Raw genomic sequence first — 15,491 nt, 5'->3', positions numbered from 1 at the left:
CCTTGTGGCCTTAAATCAATCCCTTGGCCAGAGCGGATGCGCAACCGGGTCCTTCGCACGCACGAAGAACGCGCGGAAAATTTCTGCGTAAGAGCGATACACATAGGCGCTGTTTCTAGCCAGATAGCGGTCTTTCCCCTCGTGATACAAAGATGGCAGCTTGTACCAGGGCGCTGCAGGGTTCATGTGATGAACTACGTGCAAGTTATTGTTCAGAAACAGAAACGCCAGCGGACCACGGTCTTCGACGATGACGGTTCTGGCACCTGCATCTTCGTGTGCCCGGTGTTCCAGAAAAGTTCGGATCTTAACCAGACCCAACCCGATATATGCAGACGTGACATAGGCCCAAATCGGCATACCGGACTGCGCAACGACCCCAAGAACAACAGCGACTCCGACAAGATGCAGCGCCCACGCCCTCAGAACATTCCGGTCACCGCGAAAGGTGGCGCGCAGCTCATCCCGCGTGAAGACATATTGCCCAATCGCCGGGCCCAGAACGATACGCCCCAGCAGAGTGTTATTCGCAGACAGCAACAGCCGTTGCCAACCGCGTAGACGACCCCAGACCTTCGGATCGAGGTAATTCGACTCCGGGTCGTCGTACGGGTCGGTCAAGGTTGCGTCCCTGTGGTGGGCAAGATGCAGGTCTCGAAAACGCTGATACGGAATTAACAGCGTCAACGGCAGGGCCATCAAAGCCTCGTTCAACCAGTTTTGCCGGAATGGATGCCCGTGCAACGCTTCATGCGTCAGTGAGGAATGCATGGCGGCGACACACCCCATCGCCGGGATTGCCACCCATAAAGGCGCGTAGAAAATCACACCCAGCCAAGCTGCATAACATGTCAGAATCAGTGCGAAGGTGATCCACTCGGGCCCCTCACGCTCAGACATTGCGACCCCACGTGATACCAGCCCAAACGCGTTCATAAATTACGTACAAGGCCAGACCGATCGCGGTGTTCACAATCGCCAATGTCCCGCCGATTGCAGCGGACCCAGTTGCCACCAACCCAACAAGGGTCATGACAATCAGCCCCATCGCATTCCACAGCACCGCCTTCACGACCGATCTTCGTCGTGTTTCCATTCCGTCACCCATATTCTTGTTATGTCTCAAGAATTACGGACAAGAGGTCAGGTTGAAAATTCTGAATATGATTAACAAAATTCATCAAATGTGATATTTTCAAACATATGCAGAATAAAATCGACAAACGAGACCGCGCAGCACAGTTCCGACAGCGCCTTGCTCGCGCCATGGAAGAAAGGCGGGTCAGTCAAAGCGCGCTGGCACGTGAGATCGGAGTGGACCGTTCAACTGTGTCGCAGCTTTTGACGCTCGATGGCGCTCGGCTGCCGAACGCGCATGTGGTCGGCAGTTGCGCTTCGGCCTTGGGTGTGGCGGCGGATTGGCTGCTGAGCCTTTCTGACCGCCCTGAAAGCGCGGCAGAGTTACTGGCAAGCTCGCTCACCATGACAGAAGCGCCACGCGCCCTTGTGGATGAACGGATATTTGAATGGCACAAAGAGGCTGCAGGCTACAAAATCCGTTATGTTCCAGCAACTTTGCCTGACATGTTGAAAACCCGCGCAGTGCTGGAATGGGAATACGCGCCGCATCTGGGCAGAACAGCAGATCAAGCAATCGGGGCGTCAGAAGACCGCCTGACCTGGATGCGCCAGGCACAATCAGACTACGAAGTCGCGATGCCGCTGTTTGAAATCGACAGCTTTGCTAACGCGACCGGTTACTATCACGGACTGGACCTTCAGACGCGTCGGGAACAGATCGACCATCTGCTTGCCTTGTGCGAACAACTTTACCCCCGAATGCGCATCTATCTTTTTGATGCAAAGCGACTTTATTCTGCGCCCGTCACGATATTTGGCCCGCTGCTGTGTGTGTTTTATGCCGGAAGTCATTATATGGCGTTCCGAGACCGTGATCGTATCGAAACCTTCACGCGCCACTTTGACACACTGGTCCGCGAGGCCGACGTGACCGCGCGGGATTTTCCATGCCACCTGAAGTCGTTACGCGAAAGGATGCGTTAACCTCCAACCTGTGTTATCGTCGATTGGCGCGAACTTACGGGCATTCCGACCACAGACGGAGGACCACAGGAATGGACGCACTACAAACCGCACAATACGCACGCGCCCTTTATTCGGCGCACGGTGACCGGGCCGAGGCCGAAGCCGCGCTTAAAATGCGCGAATGCCAAGCCGCTGGAAACATACAGCAAGCGCAGGACTGGCAGGCGGTTCGTCAGACCATCCGCCAAATACGCGGGCCAAATCAGGGATAGTCAGAGTTTTGGATCGGGGTTGACGGTATGGCCGTCCACGGCGATCACCTGCCCCGACACCAGCCGTGCCGAATCCGAGGCAAGGAACACGGCCATATCCGCGATGTCCCGTCCCTCGACAAACCGGCCCATCGAAGTGCCGGACGCATAGCCGTTATACACTTGGTCGCGGGTCATCCCCTTGGCCGCCGCCTCACGCTCTAGCACACCTTCCATGCGCGGGCCTTCTACAGCGCCGGGGCAGATCGTGTTGCAACGCACGCCAAACGGCCCAAGCTCCATGGCAAGCGTCTTGGCCAGTCCGATCACCCCCCATTTCGCCGCCGCGTAGGGCGCGCGATTGGGGTATCCGTATTGTCCGGCAGTCGAGGATGTGATCACCACAGCCCCGCTTTTTTGACGCTTCATGATCGGCGCGGCGTATTTCGCGCACAAGAACGCACCTTCAAGATTCACCGACAGGCACGCCCGCCAATCCTCAATAGCCACGTCCTCTACCACGGCCGTCGGCCCGGCAACGCCTGCATTGGCGCATAACGTATCCAAACCGCCCCACTCGGCTTCGATCTTCGCGAAGATATCCGCGACGGTGATTTCCTCAGCCACGTTGATTTCGGACTTTCGCCAATGCGACGGGCAATGCGACAGGGCCTCGGGATCCAGGTCCGCCACCCAGACTTGCGCACCCGCCGCGTCAAACGCTTCGGCCATGGCCCGACCGACGCCCGAAGCGCCGGCTGTAATCAAAACACGCCCGCTCATGACGGTTTGCGGATCGCAGCACCCGCGCCTTCGGGATACGGCAAGGCGGCCTGCGCTTCGGAAATCCGGGCCATCGCTGCCTCAATCTCAGCTGACGGAGCACCGGGGCGGCGGGTCTCAAGACTGACATGAAGCAGGAAGCTCTCGCCCGTGGCCAGCAGCTTGTCACCCTCATACATGCTGTGGAAAACATGCAGCTTCTTGCCCTGCCCCAGCAACAACTGCGTGCGCACCTCAATCTTCGCGCCCGCATGTACTTCGTCGATATACCGAATGTGGTTTTCGGCGGTAAAATAGCTACCGCCCGAGGCGATATAGTCCGCATCACAGCCCATGATCTCCATGAACCGGTCAGTGGCGGCGGCAAAGGCTTCCAGATAGCGCGCCTCGTTCATGTGGCCGTTATAGTCCGTCCAATCCAACGGCACTGCACGCGCGACGGTCAGAATCGGCTGGCTCAGGTCGGCTTGGTCGATCGTTGGCAGGGCACCGGGCTTCAACACGGAATCGTGTTGGTTCAGGACCGCCCCCGCACCCCAGTTCTGCGCCTTGAGCGCCCGCATCATCCCCACAAGATTGTTGTCCCGAATACGCTCCAATTCACGAATCGAGTGCATACCCGACTGCGCATCCGACTGGTCGGCGATCATATCGACCAACTCATCAGTGAACTCGGGCACATCCATCAGCTTGGTCCATGGCCATTTCAGCGCTGGCCCGAACTGCGCCATAAAGTGCCGCATCCCGGCTTCACCGCCTGCCACGCGGTAGGTCTCGAACAGGCCCATCTGCGCCCAGCGGATGCCAAACCCCATGCGGATCGCCTCATCAACCTCTTCGGTGGTGGCGATGCCATCCTTGACCAGCCACAGCGCCTCGCGCCAGACGGCCTCAAGAAAGCGGTCTGCAATATGAGCGTCGATCTCTTTCTTGATGTGCAAAGGGAAGAAACCGACGGATTTCAGCAGCCCCTGCGCGCGCTCGACCATTTTTGTCGGGTTCTTGTCGGTCGGCACCAGTTCGATCAGCGGCAGCAGATAAACCGGGTTGAACGGATGCGTCACCACGATCTGTTGAGGCCGCAGCGCACCTTCTTGCAGTTCCGAAGGCTTGAATCCGCTGGTCGACGACCCGATGATCGCCGCCGGGTCACACGCCTCTTGCAGGCCCTTGTAAACCTTCAACTTCAGGTCCAACCGCTCGGGCACGCTTTCCTGAATCCACTCCGCGCCCTGCACGGCATCGGCCAAATCGTCATGGAAACTCAGCACGCCCTCGGGCGGCAACGGCACATCACTTAACCCCGGCAGCGACCGCCGCGCATTGTCCAGAACCTCCCCGATCTTGCGCTCGGCCTCAGGATCAGGGTCAAAAACCCGCACATCCCAACCGTTCAGCAAAAACCGCGCGGCCCACCCGCCGCCGATCACGCCACCACCAATGATTGCCGCCGTGTTTGTCATATCACGCCCCAAACTTCATCTTTTCCAAAATACTCCGGGGGTTTGGGGGCTGGCCCCCAATCCATGCCTACTTCGCCACAGGCGCACGCTTGGTCAAACCAAGCTTCTCGCGCACCTCGGCAGGCCCAATGACCTTCGCCCCCATATTTTCGATGATCGTCCCGGCACGTTCCACCAACTGCCAGTTCTCGGCCAGCACACCCTTGTCGAGCCACAGGTTATCCTCCAGCCCCACGCGCACATTGCCGCCCGCCAGCACCGAGGCCGCAACATAAGCCATCTGGTTTCTCGCCAGCGAGAACGCGCTGAAGGTCCAGTCATCCGGCACATTGTTCACCATCGCCATAAAGGTGTTCAGATCATCCGGCGCGCCCCATGGCACACCCATGCACAGTTGAACCAAAGCGTTGGGTTCCAGCACCCCCTCTTTCACCAGTTGCTTGGCGAACCAAAGATGGCCGGTATCAAAAGCCTCGATCTCGGGCTTAACGCCCATGTCTGTCATCATCTGCCCCATCGCCCGCAGTGCACCGGGCGTGTTGGTCATGACATAATCCGCCTCGGCAAAGTTCATGGTGCCGCAATCCAAGGTACAAATCTCAGGCAGGCATTCGGCGATGTGCGCCACACGCTCGGACGCGCCGATCATGTCTGTCCCTTCAGCCACTGGAAACGGGCTTTCCACCCCGCCAAACACGATGTCCCCGCCCATCCCGGCGGTGAGGTTCAGCACAACGTCCACATCAGCGTCGCGAATGCGGTCCGTAACCTCACGATACAGGTCCAGACGGCGGCTGGGGACTCCGGTCTCCGGGTCGCGCACATGGCAATGGACAACGGCGGCCCCGGCCTTGGCTGCTGCAATCGCACTGTCGGCAATCTGCTGCGGTGAACGCGGCACATGTGGGCTGCGATCCTGCGTTCCACCTGATCCAGTAATGGCACAGGTGATGAAGACTTCGCGGTTCATTTCCAGAGGCATGACGTTTTCCCCAAGTTATACCCGGTTTTGCCTTGAGTATTCCCCAGACTTCTCCCCGGATTCCGATTTGCTTTCGGGCCCGAGTCTGACGCAGCCTTGTGAAAACACTTGCCAGAATACGAATCAGACTTGATGAAATCCGCAAAAAATATACTGCAGCCCGAACACCGCGCCCTGAAAACGGCGGTTTTGGTGCTGGACGAATGCAACACGCTCAGCTTCGCCTCGGCCGTTGACCCGATGCGCGCAGCCAATCGCCTGGCAGATCGCCCCGCCTTTGACTGGGACTATGTAACCGCCACACCAGAACCCGCGATGCTGACCAGCGCGCTGACCGTTCCCGGAATTCCCCTGGCCCGCCTGCAGGGCTGCGATCTTATGATCGTGGTTGCCGGGTTCCAACTGGCGCGCCACGCCACCCCCAGCCTGCTGGCCGGTTTGCGCCGCATTGCCAGCAGCGGCGCAACCATCGCTGGCATAGACGGCGGCCCCTGGCTGCTCGCCGAAGCTGGTCTTCTGGACGATCATGCCGCCACCACACATTGGGAAGATTTGGACAACTTTGCCAACCGGTTCCCCGAGGTTGACGTGCGCCCTGACCGTTTCACAGTCTCGGGCAATCGCCTGACATCCGGCGGGGCCATTCCAGCCGTTGAAATGATGCTGCACATAATCGCCGCCCGGCACGGGGCGGGATTTGCCGCGCGGGTGTCTGGTCTGTTCCTCTATGACGGTGCCCCTGCCCCGACAAAACCCCAAAGCCGCATTGGCGCACCGCACCGCCACACGGCGCTGACAGCCAAAGCCAACAGCCTGATGGAATCGTCCCTGGATGAACCCTTGCCGCTTGCCGATATCGCCGAGACCCTTGGAACCAGCCCCCGCACACTACAGCAGCAGTTTCGCCTGCGCCTGAACACCACACCGCAAGACCACTACCTGCAACTGCGTCTGGCCGAGGCGCGTCGTCTGGTCACCGACACCGACATGCCTCTGATGGATGTGGCGCTTGCTACGGGCTTTGGCTCACAATCCAGCTTCGCACGCGCTTTCCGAACGGCCCACGGCCTCTCGGCCCGCGATCTGCGACAAGACCGGACGCACCCCACCCATCACTGAGCTGGATCCCCCTTCATCTGGCTAAAAATATCCCGGGGGAGTCGCGCGGCACGCGCGGCGGGGGCAGAGCCCCCTAGAACGGCATTGGATGCGCGCGGTGCGCCTCGGTAATGTCCGCCAAAACCTCGTCCGACAACTGCAGGTCCTTGCCGCTCAGGATGTGGGCAAGTTGCTCGACTGATGTTGCACCAAAGATCGCGGACATCATGAATGGGCGTGTCTGACACCAGGCCAACGCCATATGCACAGGGTCCAGTCCATGGCGCGCGGCAACCTCAAGATAAGCCCCAACCGCATCAAAGGCACGCGTTCGATGCCGCCCGCCCATTTCTGGTACCAATGACATGCGCGACCCTTCAGGCACCGCGCCACCCTGGTACTTTCCAGTGAGGAACCCGGCAGCCAGAGGCGAAAAGGCCATCAGACCCACATCCTCATGAACACTCAGCTCGGCCATATCCGTATCGAAGTGCCGGCACATTAACGAGTATTCGTTCTGCACCGAAGCGACTCGGGGACCCGCTCCGTTCTCAGCCAGACGCAACCACTGCGCGGTGCCCCAAGCGCTTTCGTTCGACAGGCCAAAGGCGCGGATATTGCCCTTGTCGACCTGCGCCTGAAGCGCCTCAAGACATTCCCGCATATTGTCCAGCACCTCGTCGGTGTTGTGGCCCGACGGCGCATAGGTCCAGTTCTGGCGGAACATATAGCTGCCCCGGTTCGGCCAGTGGAACTGATACAGGTCGATGCAGTCCGTTTTCAGGCGGCGCAGCGACCCTTCGATCGCCTCGGGGATTGTCTGACCCGAGATCGGCGCTCCATCTCGCGCATGTGCAAAACCGGCCCCCGAGTGTTTAGTGGCCAGAACATAATCAGCCCGCCGGGACGGTTGCGCGGTGTTCCAGTTACCCAGTATCTCTTCTGTGCGCCCTACAGTCTCTTTCGATATGGGGTTCACCGGATACATCTCAGCCGCATCGACAAAGTTAATACCGGCGTCCAGTGCCATGTCGATCTGCGTATGTGCATCGGCTTCGGTGGTCTGGGTGCCAAAGGTCATGGTCCCCAGACACAGGTCGGTGACCATGATACCCGTGCGGCCCAAGGGCTTCATTTCCATCTGTCAATCTCCTGAAATATCATTGAAGAAAAGGCGTTACGCCTCGGACTTCATCTCCCATCGGCCCGACTCCTCGGACCAGTATTTGGCGGCGCATCCAGCACCGGTCAACGCTTTCCACTGCCCCCGGGCATGTTGAACCGCCTGCGGGTCATTGCCGTCAAACAGGATGCAGACACGTTCCAGAGCGTTCACCTCATCCGGTTCGACAGGTGCGCCGTCGACGGTCATCACGCAGGACGGTCCGTTGGCGGCCTGCATCTCGGTCGTCAGTAAAATGGGCTGCCTAGCATCATGCGGGCCGCCTTCCCGACCATGTGGTAGGAACCCGTCATCCGGCCCCAACCACAGTCTTTCGTCCAGCCAGTCCATCCGCGCAGGATTAGTACCCCGCACGGCGATCTTCCACCCGGCCTGCCGCGCCTTGTCCAGAAGAACCGGCAAAGTATGTTCCAGCGGCTGGCGGGTCAGGTGGTAGAAATAGACGGCACCCACGGACTTACTCGAAATTGTCCTGCACAAATCGGCTCAGTGCGCGCACACCCCACCCGGTTGCGCCTTTCGGCGCATAGGATGTCTCGGCCGCGACCGAGGCGACGCCGGCGATATCAAGGTGAATCCACGGGGTTTCCTCTTTCACGAAGCGCTGCAGGAACTGCGCCGCTGTGATCGAGCCCGCAGGCCGTCCGCCCACGTTCTTCACATCGGCGATGCGCGACTTCAGCAGGTCGTCATAGGCCTTGCCCAAAGGCATCCGCCAGGCACCCTCGTCCTCAGCCCCAGCCGCTTTCAGGAAGGCGTTGCAGAATGTGTCATTGTTTGAAAACACCCCTGCGTTTTCGTGGCCCAACCCGATAATGATCGCACCCGTCAGCGTGGCCAGATCAACCATGCCCACGGGGCTGAACCGCTCTTGCGCGTACCACATGACGTCGCACAGGACCAAACGGCCTTCGGCGTCTGTGTTGATGATCTCGACCGTGTCGCCCTTCATCGACTTGACCACATCACCCGGGCGCGTTGCGTTGCCCGAGGGCATGTTCTCGACCAGCCCCACAAGCCCGACCACATTGGCCTGGGCCTTGCGTTTGGCCAGCGCGCGCATTGTGCCAGCGACGACACCCGCACCGCCCATGTCCATGGTCATATCTTCCATGCCACCGGCGGGCTTCAGTGAAATGCCGCCTGTGTCGAACACAACCCCCTTACCGACAAGGGCAAGCGGTGCGTCACCTTTATTGCCGCCGTTCCACTGCATTACCACAACCTTGGACGGGCTGACCGAGCCCTGCCCAACGCTCAGCAGCGTGCGCATTCCTAGTTCGGCCAGCTTGTCTTCTTCCAGTACCTCGACCTCAAGACCTAGGTCTTTCATCTCGGCCAGACGGTCAGCAAATTCGGTCGTGGTCAGAACATTGGCCGGTTCGTTGGTCAGATCGCGCGTCATCCGCACCCCGTCCGCAATGGCGTAAAGCGGTGCAAACGCAGCCTCAACCTCATCCGGTTTTTGGTGGCTGATCGTGACATTGGCGGTGCGTTCGGATTCTTTCGACTTATGCGCATCGAAATCATAACTGCGCAGAGCGATCCCAAGCGCCAGCTCTTCGGCCCGAACCTGATTACCGGCCATCAGCAGCACATCCCGGTTGTCGGCCAGTTTCGCCAGCTTTGCACCGGCCTTGCGGGCCTCGGCCGCGTCCGGACGGCGCGACAGAACCAGAATGTCCAGCGCCTCGGCCGCCATGCCGGTTGGCCAAGCAAGCGACAGCACATCCCCTGACTTAACCTTTGCAAAGCGGTCGCTTTCAATCAGACGCACCACGGTGCCGCGGGTCAGACGGTTCGCGCGGCGAACGGCGGGGCTCATCTTGCCGTCCGGCGATATGATGATGACAACGCGGCCTTCAGCCTGCGTCATTGCGTCGACGTCAAAAGCCTGAAACTGGATCGGGATTAGACTGCTCATTGCGAACTCCTGAAAATCTGTTCCCCAAGACCTAGCCCGCACTGGCGCTATTGACCAGATAGCAGTTTTCCCCGACCGGCAATTGCAGTACAGTCCCGAAAAAATTCCGGCAAGATCGGGGGAAAGTACAGTGGCAAGACAGGGCAGGCATAAGCCATCGCTTCGTGGCGCATGCTGCAATGATTCCTGCTTGAACCTGACAGTGCCCGCTTTGCGCCCAACCCCTGCGGGGTTTCGCCCGTGATCCTTGACCGCTATTTTGCCCGCCGGTTCATCCAAAGCTTTCTGGTTATCGGCGGCATCTTCCTGTCTTTGTTGATTCTGATCGACCTGATCGAACAGGTGCGACGCTTTGACGAAGTTGACCTGTCCTTTGGCCAACTTCTGCACCTGACGCTGCTGAATACCCCGGCGGCCATCAGTGAAATGCTGCCCTTGCTGGTGATTCTTTCGACAATCGCGCTGTTTGTCGGCCTTGCGCGCAGTTCTGAGTTGGTCGTGACCCGAGCCATTGGCCGTTCGGGTATTCGTGCGCTGCTGGCCCCTGCAGGATTGGCCCTGGCGATTGGGGCGGCTGCCGTTGCCCTGCTGAACCCGATTTCGGCAGCCACGTCCGAGGAATACTCACGACTGTCTGACTCGTATCGCAACAACGGCGGGTCGGCCTTTTCGATCAGCGGCGAAGGTATGTGGCTGCGGCAGGGCTCGCAAAACGGCCAGTCTGTGATCCACGCGCGGGGCACGTCAAATGGCGATACGCTGAAGTTGAACGAAGTGACGATCATCGCATTTTCGCCGGACGGTACGCCGACGCAACAGATTGCCGCTGACAGCGCTGTCCTAGACGACGGCAACTGGACTTTGTCCAACGCCAAAGTCTGGTCCTTGAATCAGGACATCAACCCGGAAACCAACGCCGTCGAGCATTCGACGCTTGAAATCCCTACGTCGCTGACGCGCGAGCGCATTTTGGACACGCTGGGGCGGCAAGGGGCCGTTTCGGTCTACGACTTGCCACAGCTTATTCGTGACCTAGGCGAAGCCGGGTTTTCCACCAAGCAATACGAAGTCTGGCTGCAAGTGCAACTTGCGCGCCCGATCTTCTTGGTGTCGATGGTCCTGATCGGGGCAGCGTTCACCATGCGCCATGTCCGCTTTGGCGGAACCGGGATCGCGGTTCTGTCCGCGGTACTGTTGGGTTTTGGCATATACTTCGTGCGCAACTTTGCCCAAATTCTGGGGGAAAACGGACAACTGCCTATCTTTGTTGCGGCGTGGGCTCCGCCCTTCGCAGCCATATTGCTGTCCCTCGGTCTGTTGTTGCACGCGGAGGACGGCTGATGCGGCTTCTATCCTGCCTGTTTTTGTCCGGCGCTCTGGCGTTGGCCATACCACAGGGCGCGGGCGCCCAAAATCAGCCCGCTGGCGGCCCGCCGCAAAGTACTCCGCAAGAGGAAGAACCAGCCCTTCTGGTTGCAGATCGGATTTTCATCACTCCGCAAAGAGTGCTTGTCGCCGAGGGCAACGTCGAAGCGTTTCAAGGCGACATCAAAGTTACTGCGCAACGGATTACCTATGACCGCGACACCGGCGAACTTTTGCTTGAGGGACCGGTCCGCATTGATCAGGGCGGCGCAACGACTCTGCTGGCGGATTCAGCGGAATTGGACAGCGGCATCCAAAACGGCCTGCTCATCGGCGCTAGAATGGTGTTCCAGCAGCAAGTCCAGATCGCGTCGGTCCAGGCCAAGCGTGCGGCTGGGCGCTATACGCAATTCAGCAAGGTCTCGGCCACGTCGTGCCACGTCTGCGCCAACGGTAAACCTCCGATATGGCAGATCCGTGCGCGCAAAGTCACCCATGACCAGCTGGAACGGCAGTTATATTTTGAAGGTGCACAGTTCCGAATTCTGGACTTTCCGGTATTCTATTTTCCGTACCTGCGTCTTCCCGATCCTACACTGGACCGCGCGACGGGCTTTCTCGTCCCCTCGGTCAGAACCACGTCGCAACTGGGCACCGGCCTACAGGTGCCGTATTTCTTCAAGTTGGGCGACCACAAGGACCTGACGCTGACGCCATATGTATCGTCCAAGACCAAAACGCTGGGCTTCCGGTATCGTCAGGCGTTCAAACGTGGACGTATCCGAATCTTGGGCGCCTATACAAAAGATGACCTTCAACCAGACGAGCAGCGCGGGTATCTATTTGCGGATGGCGCATTCAACCTGCGGGACGGCTATCGGTTCACCTTTGACCTGAAGACCACGTCTGACGATGCGTATTTGGCCGACTACGGCCTGCCCGATTTCGACCGATTGCGCAGCGAAGTCGCGCTGGAACGGATCAAACGGGATACGGCGTTCCGCACCAGCTTCATCCACTACCAGACTTTGCGCGACAGCGAAGATCAGGATGAAATCCCTTCGCGCGTGTTCGACCTGTACTATCAGAAACGCCACTTCCCGACCGCAGTGGGTGGCGAGGTTCGGCTCGGCTTTGTCGCACACGCCCATGAACGTACTAGCGACGAAGACATTGTGGGCCGTGATGTCGCGCGAGCAACTTTCGATGCCGAATGGATGCGCAGTTGGATATTCACCACGGGACTGCGCGCGGACGCCAGGTTGGGCGCGTCTGTCGATACGTTCAATATTCGTCATGACAGCGGGTTCCCTAGTCAGGTTACCCGCACCACACCACGCGCGGCGCTGACGCTGCGCTACCCAATGTCACGGCGGGAAAAGTCGGGCGCGACCCAAGTCCTTGAACCGATCGCACAAGTCGGCTGGACCCATGTTTCAACCAACGACGTGCCGATCGACGAAAGTACGTTTCAGGAATTCGATCAAGGCAACCTTCTGTCCCTTTCGCGATTTCCGGCCCCCGACCGTCGGGAAGACGGCGCAACCGGAGTGGTCGGCATAAACTGGGCCCGATACGGAGCAAAGGGATGGCGCGCACTGGCAACAGTTGGTCAGGTCTTTCGCGCGGATGCCGACCCTGAATTCAACGTAACCTCGGGTTTGCAGGGAACAGCGTCAGACCTGTTGATTGCTGGTCAGTTGGAAACGGCCAATGGCTGGTCATTGGCAGGGCGCGGATTGCTCAACGGTGACTTCAGTTTCGCCAAGGCTGAATTGCGCGCCGCCTGGAGCCAAGAAACAACCAGCCTGTCGGGCACTTATGTCTGGCAGGAACCCGATCCAGCGGAAAACGCGGAAGATGAAATCTCGGAAGTTCGCGTCAATGGTCGTTACCGTATCGACCAAAACTGGCTGACCCGTGCATTCGCCCGCTATGACCTCGCCGAGTCCGAACCGATCCGTTATGGGTTGGGCGTGACCTACCAAAACGAATGTGTACAGGCAAATATGATCGTGAGTAGACGATTTACCTCGTCTTCGAGTATTGAGCCTTCGACAGAATTCGGCTTTACCGTAGCCCTGACAGGATATTCTGTTGAAGGTGGCGGACAACAGTTCAAGAGAAGATGCAGTTGATTTCACGTTTCTCCAGTTTCGTTCGTTCCGGTTGGCTGCCCTCGGTGGCTCATGCACTGGCCGTTGCGGTAGTGAGTCTTACGCCCATGGAAGCGCAAGCCCAAAGCCCATTCTCGCCTGCGATCAAGGTTAATCAGGATATTGTCACCTGGTATGAACTAGACCAGCGCCTGCAGTTCCTTTTAGCTCTGGGCGCTCCCGGAGCATCCGAGGACGAGGTGCGAGAGGCCCTGATCGACGACCGTCTGCGCAAGCAAGCCATGCGAGAGGCGGGAATCGAAATCAACCCAGAGGATGTTCAGGTCGGCATTGACGAGTTCGCTGCGCGCGGGCGGTTGTCGACGGATCAGTTCCTGCAACTTCTTGCCGATGCGGGTGTGTCCCAAGAAACCGTCAGGGATTTTGTCGCAGACCAGCTTTCGTGGCGCGACTATGTCAGCGCCCGTTTCCTATCGCAGGCGCGCCCGTCCGAGGATGAAATCAACCGGGCGCTGGGACAAGCCGGTGGCGGTGGATTGCAGGTTCTGATGTCCGAGATCATAATTCCGGTCAATCAGCAGACCATCGCCCAGGCCGAGTTGTTGGCCGAAGAGATCGCGCAATTGGAAGGATTTGATGCCTTTTCAGCGGCAGCCACCCAATATTCCGCCGCCGGCACACGGGACAATGGCGGTCGGTTGGAATGGCTGAACCTGACCGATCTGCCCCCTGCCTTGCAGCCGGTTATCCTTGGCCTCAAGAATGGGGATATAACACAGCCCATCAACCTGCCAAACGCCATTGCCCTGTTCCAGATGCGCGGCCTGCGCGAGGTCGCGTCTGGCGCGCCGCGTTATTCGAAAATCGACTATGCCATCTACAACCTTCCCGGCGGTCGCAGCGCTGACACGCTGGCCCGCGCCGCCAAATTGCGGGAAGAGATCGACACCTGCGATGACCTCTATGGAATTGCACAAGACCAACCGGCTGAGGTTCTGCAACGGATCGAAGCCAGCCCCTCGGAAATTCCGCGGGACGTCGCACTGGAACTAGCCAAGCTGGATCTTAACGAAGTTTCGACGAATCTGACCGCCAATAACGGCCAGACCCTCCGTTTCCTGATGTTGTGCACCCGGACGCTCGACCGAGGCGAAGAAACTTCGCGCGTTGATGTGGCCAATGCGCTGACGCAACAGCGGCTGCAGGCCTTTTCCGAAAGCCTGCTAGAGCAGCTACGCGCGGACGCAACGATAATCGAGCAATGATCGCCCCGATCGCGCTCAGTTGTGGCGACCCTGCCGGTATAGGCCCAGAGATCGCGGCTAAAGCATGGGCAGAACTACGAGATACCTGCCCGTTTTTCTATATCGGGGACGCGGCGCATATTCCTCAGGAAACTCCGGTGCATCAAATCAGCGACCCGGCAGAGTCACTTCGTATCAGCGCCTCGGCAATGCCTGTTCTGCAACTGAACTTCCCCGAACCCAATCGCCCCGGTACACCCTCAGCCGCAAATGCGCCCGGCGTCATAAACGCGATTGAACGAGGCGTGTCACTGGTTCAGTCGGGCGCGGCGTCGGCCCTCTGCACCGCGCCGATCCACAAGAAAGCACTGATTGACGGGGCCGGGTTCGCCTATCCCGGCCATACCGAGTTTCTTGCCGCGCTGGCCGGGCGTAAACGCGTTGTGATGATGCTGGCCAGCGATGAATTGCGCGTGGTGCCCACAACGATCCATATTCCCCTGTCCCGCGTCCCGTCCGAACTCACGCCAGCCCTGTTGCGCGATACGATTGAAATCACAGCCGAGGGGTTGCGAAAGCAATTCGGCATTGCTCACCCCCGCATCGCCATTGCCGGGCTGAACCCCCATGCGGGGGAAGGTGGTAAGATGGGGCTTGAAGAGCTGGACTGGATCGGCCCGCTGATTTCTTCGCTTCCTTCGGAAGACTACACTGTCAGCGGCCCAAACCCTGCGGACACCATGTTTCATGCCGCAGCCCGCGCCCATTATGACGCAGCCATTGCAATGTATCATGATCAGGCGCTGATTCCGATCAAAACGCTGGATTTCGACCGCGGCGTAAACGTGACGCTCGGCCTGCCTTTCATACGCACATCGCCCGACCACGGCACCGCCCTTGATATCGCAGGGCAAGGTATCGCAAACCCATCTAGCCTGATCGAAGCTTTGAAACTCGCCCACCGCATGGCAAAAAACTCTTGATCCTTCACCTGGCTGAAAATATCCCCGCCGGAGGCAAAAAATCTCTGGTGCA

The 15,491-nt window shown here is 59.0% G+C and carries 15 protein-coding genes; 7 read left to right on the top strand and 8 right to left on the bottom strand.

Annotated features, from left to right (window positions below; genetic code table 11):
- Positions 1 to 15: 15 nt before the first annotated feature.
- Positions 16 to 900, bottom strand: coding sequence for a fatty acid desaturase (locus GOV88_RS12770; protein ID WP_171240671.1), 885 nt, complete (start codon positions 898 to 900; stop codon positions 16 to 18).
- Positions 893 to 1,096, bottom strand: a complete 204-nt coding sequence (locus tag GOV88_RS12765; protein ID WP_171240670.1) for a DUF2061 domain-containing protein — start codon at positions 1,094 to 1,096, stop codon at positions 893 to 895. Before GOV88_RS12765 ends, GOV88_RS12770 begins: the two co-directional genes overlap by 8 nt.
- A gap of 107 nt (positions 1,097 to 1,203) precedes the next feature.
- Between GOV88_RS12765 and GOV88_RS12760 the strand changes: the two genes are divergently transcribed.
- A complete protein-coding gene (locus GOV88_RS12760) occupies positions 1,204 to 2,064 on the top strand; it encodes a helix-turn-helix domain-containing protein (protein ID WP_171240669.1) in 861 nt (286 codons plus the stop codon).
- 71 nt (positions 2,065 to 2,135) lie between these two features.
- The gene (locus GOV88_RS12755; protein ID WP_171121641.1) at positions 2,136 to 2,318 is read left to right on the top strand and encodes a hypothetical protein; all 183 of its coding nucleotides are present in this window, start codon (positions 2,136 to 2,138) and stop codon (positions 2,316 to 2,318) included.
- Here the strand turns inward: GOV88_RS12755 and GOV88_RS12750 are convergent, their stop codons facing one another.
- The 3 genes from GOV88_RS12750 to GOV88_RS12740 form a co-directional block, all read right to left on the bottom strand.
- Positions 2,319 to 3,080 carry an SDR family oxidoreductase gene (locus GOV88_RS12750; RefSeq protein ID WP_171240668.1) on the bottom strand — a complete coding sequence of 254 codons (762 nt, stop codon included), beginning with the start codon at positions 3,078 to 3,080 and terminating at the stop codon, positions 2,319 to 2,321. It lies immediately after the preceding gene.
- Positions 3,077 to 4,543: a carnitine 3-dehydrogenase gene (locus tag GOV88_RS12745; protein WP_171240667.1), complete on the bottom strand. Its 1,467-nt coding sequence runs from the start codon at positions 4,541 to 4,543 to the stop codon at positions 3,077 to 3,079. Before GOV88_RS12745 ends, GOV88_RS12750 begins: the two co-directional genes overlap by 4 nt.
- Before the next feature lie 67 nt (positions 4,544 to 4,610).
- Positions 4,611 to 5,525, bottom strand: coding sequence for a 3-keto-5-aminohexanoate cleavage protein (locus tag GOV88_RS12740; RefSeq protein WP_171240666.1), 915 nt, complete (start codon positions 5,523 to 5,525; stop codon positions 4,611 to 4,613).
- A gap of 132 nt (positions 5,526 to 5,657) precedes the next feature.
- Here GOV88_RS12740 and GOV88_RS12735 point away from each other — a divergent pair, with 132 nt between their 5' ends.
- Positions 5,658 to 6,644, top strand: coding sequence for a GlxA family transcriptional regulator (locus GOV88_RS12735; RefSeq protein WP_171124727.1), 987 nt, complete (start codon positions 5,658 to 5,660; stop codon positions 6,642 to 6,644).
- Positions 6,645 to 6,717: 73 nt separating this feature from the next.
- Here GOV88_RS12735 and GOV88_RS12730 read toward each other — a convergent pair whose 3' ends face one another.
- The 3 genes from GOV88_RS12730 to GOV88_RS12720 are packed head-to-tail and all read right to left on the bottom strand — an operon-like array spanning position 6,718 to position 9,730.
- Positions 6,718 to 7,764 carry an aldo/keto reductase gene (locus GOV88_RS12730; protein ID WP_171121646.1) on the bottom strand — a complete coding sequence of 349 codons (1,047 nt, stop codon included), beginning with the start codon at positions 7,762 to 7,764 and terminating at the stop codon, positions 6,718 to 6,720.
- A gap of 36 nt (positions 7,765 to 7,800) precedes the next feature.
- Positions 7,801 to 8,259, bottom strand: a complete 459-nt coding sequence (locus GOV88_RS12725) for a DNA polymerase III subunit chi (RefSeq protein ID WP_171240665.1) — start codon at positions 8,257 to 8,259, stop codon at positions 7,801 to 7,803.
- 4 nt (positions 8,260 to 8,263) lie between these two features.
- Entirely contained in the window at positions 8,264 to 9,730 is a 1,467-nt protein-coding gene (locus tag GOV88_RS12720; RefSeq protein ID WP_171240664.1) for a leucyl aminopeptidase, read from the bottom strand.
- Between the two features lie 240 nt (positions 9,731 to 9,970).
- On the opposite strand from GOV88_RS12720, the gene lptG reads away from it, so the two are divergent.
- Genes lptG through pdxA form a run of 4 tightly spaced genes read left to right on the top strand, consistent with a single transcriptional unit; the run spans position 9,971 to position 15,439 of the window.
- Complete coding sequence (lptG, locus tag GOV88_RS12715) at positions 9,971 to 11,071, top strand: LPS export ABC transporter permease LptG (protein WP_171240663.1); 1,101 nt, start codon at positions 9,971 to 9,973, stop codon at positions 11,069 to 11,071.
- Positions 11,071 to 13,233: an LPS-assembly protein LptD gene (locus GOV88_RS12710; protein WP_171121650.1), complete on the top strand. Its 2,163-nt coding sequence runs from the start codon at positions 11,071 to 11,073 to the stop codon at positions 13,231 to 13,233. The genes lptG and GOV88_RS12710 overlap by 1 nt, the downstream gene beginning before the upstream one ends.
- Entirely contained in the window at positions 13,224 to 14,477 is a 1,254-nt protein-coding gene (locus GOV88_RS12705) for a peptidylprolyl isomerase (RefSeq protein ID WP_171240662.1), read from the top strand. Before GOV88_RS12710 ends, GOV88_RS12705 begins: the two co-directional genes overlap by 10 nt.
- Complete coding sequence (pdxA, locus tag GOV88_RS12700) at positions 14,474 to 15,439, top strand: 4-hydroxythreonine-4-phosphate dehydrogenase PdxA (RefSeq protein WP_171240661.1); 966 nt, start codon at positions 14,474 to 14,476, stop codon at positions 15,437 to 15,439. The genes GOV88_RS12705 and pdxA overlap by 4 nt, the downstream gene beginning before the upstream one ends.
- Positions 15,440 to 15,491: the final 52 nt, after the last annotated feature.

The organism is Ruegeria sp. HKCCA5491 (assembly GCF_013034565.1).
Lineage (GTDB): Bacteria > Pseudomonadota > Alphaproteobacteria > Rhodobacterales > Rhodobacteraceae > Ruegeria.
Note: the sequence above shows the minus strand (reverse complement) of the source record. Positions and strands in the feature narration are given on the sequence as shown.

Coding starts and splice junctions, on each gene's coding strand:
- GOV88_RS12770 (WP_171240671.1), bottom strand. CDS start 900: ATGTCTGAGCGTGAGGGGCCCGAGTGGATCACCTTCGCACTGATTCTG.
- GOV88_RS12765 (WP_171240670.1), bottom strand. CDS start 1,096: ATGGAAACACGACGAAGATCGGTCGTGAAGGCGGTGCTGTGGAATGCG.
- GOV88_RS12760 (WP_171240669.1), top strand. CDS start 1,204: ATGCAGAATAAAATCGACAAACGAGACCGCGCAGCACAGTTCCGACAG.
- GOV88_RS12755 (WP_171121641.1), top strand. CDS start 2,136: ATGGACGCACTACAAACCGCACAATACGCACGCGCCCTTTATTCGGCG.
- GOV88_RS12750 (WP_171240668.1), bottom strand. CDS start 3,080: ATGAGCGGGCGTGTTTTGATTACAGCCGGCGCTTCGGGCGTCGGTCGG.
- GOV88_RS12745 (WP_171240667.1), bottom strand. CDS start 4,543: ATGACAAACACGGCGGCAATCATTGGTGGTGGCGTGATCGGCGGCGGG.
- GOV88_RS12740 (WP_171240666.1), bottom strand. CDS start 5,525: ATGCCTCTGGAAATGAACCGCGAAGTCTTCATCACCTGTGCCATTACT.
- GOV88_RS12735 (WP_171124727.1), top strand. CDS start 5,658: ATGAAATCCGCAAAAAATATACTGCAGCCCGAACACCGCGCCCTGAAA.
- GOV88_RS12730 (WP_171121646.1), bottom strand. CDS start 7,764: ATGGAAATGAAGCCCTTGGGCCGCACGGGTATCATGGTCACCGACCTG.
- GOV88_RS12720 (WP_171240664.1), bottom strand. CDS start 9,730: ATGAGCAGTCTAATCCCGATCCAGTTTCAGGCTTTTGACGTCGACGCA.
- GOV88_RS12710 (WP_171121650.1), top strand. CDS start 11,071: ATGCGGCTTCTATCCTGCCTGTTTTTGTCCGGCGCTCTGGCGTTGGCC.
- GOV88_RS12705 (WP_171240662.1), top strand. CDS start 13,224: ATGCAGTTGATTTCACGTTTCTCCAGTTTCGTTCGTTCCGGTTGGCTG.
- pdxA (WP_171240661.1), top strand. CDS start 14,474: ATGATCGCCCCGATCGCGCTCAGTTGTGGCGACCCTGCCGGTATAGGC.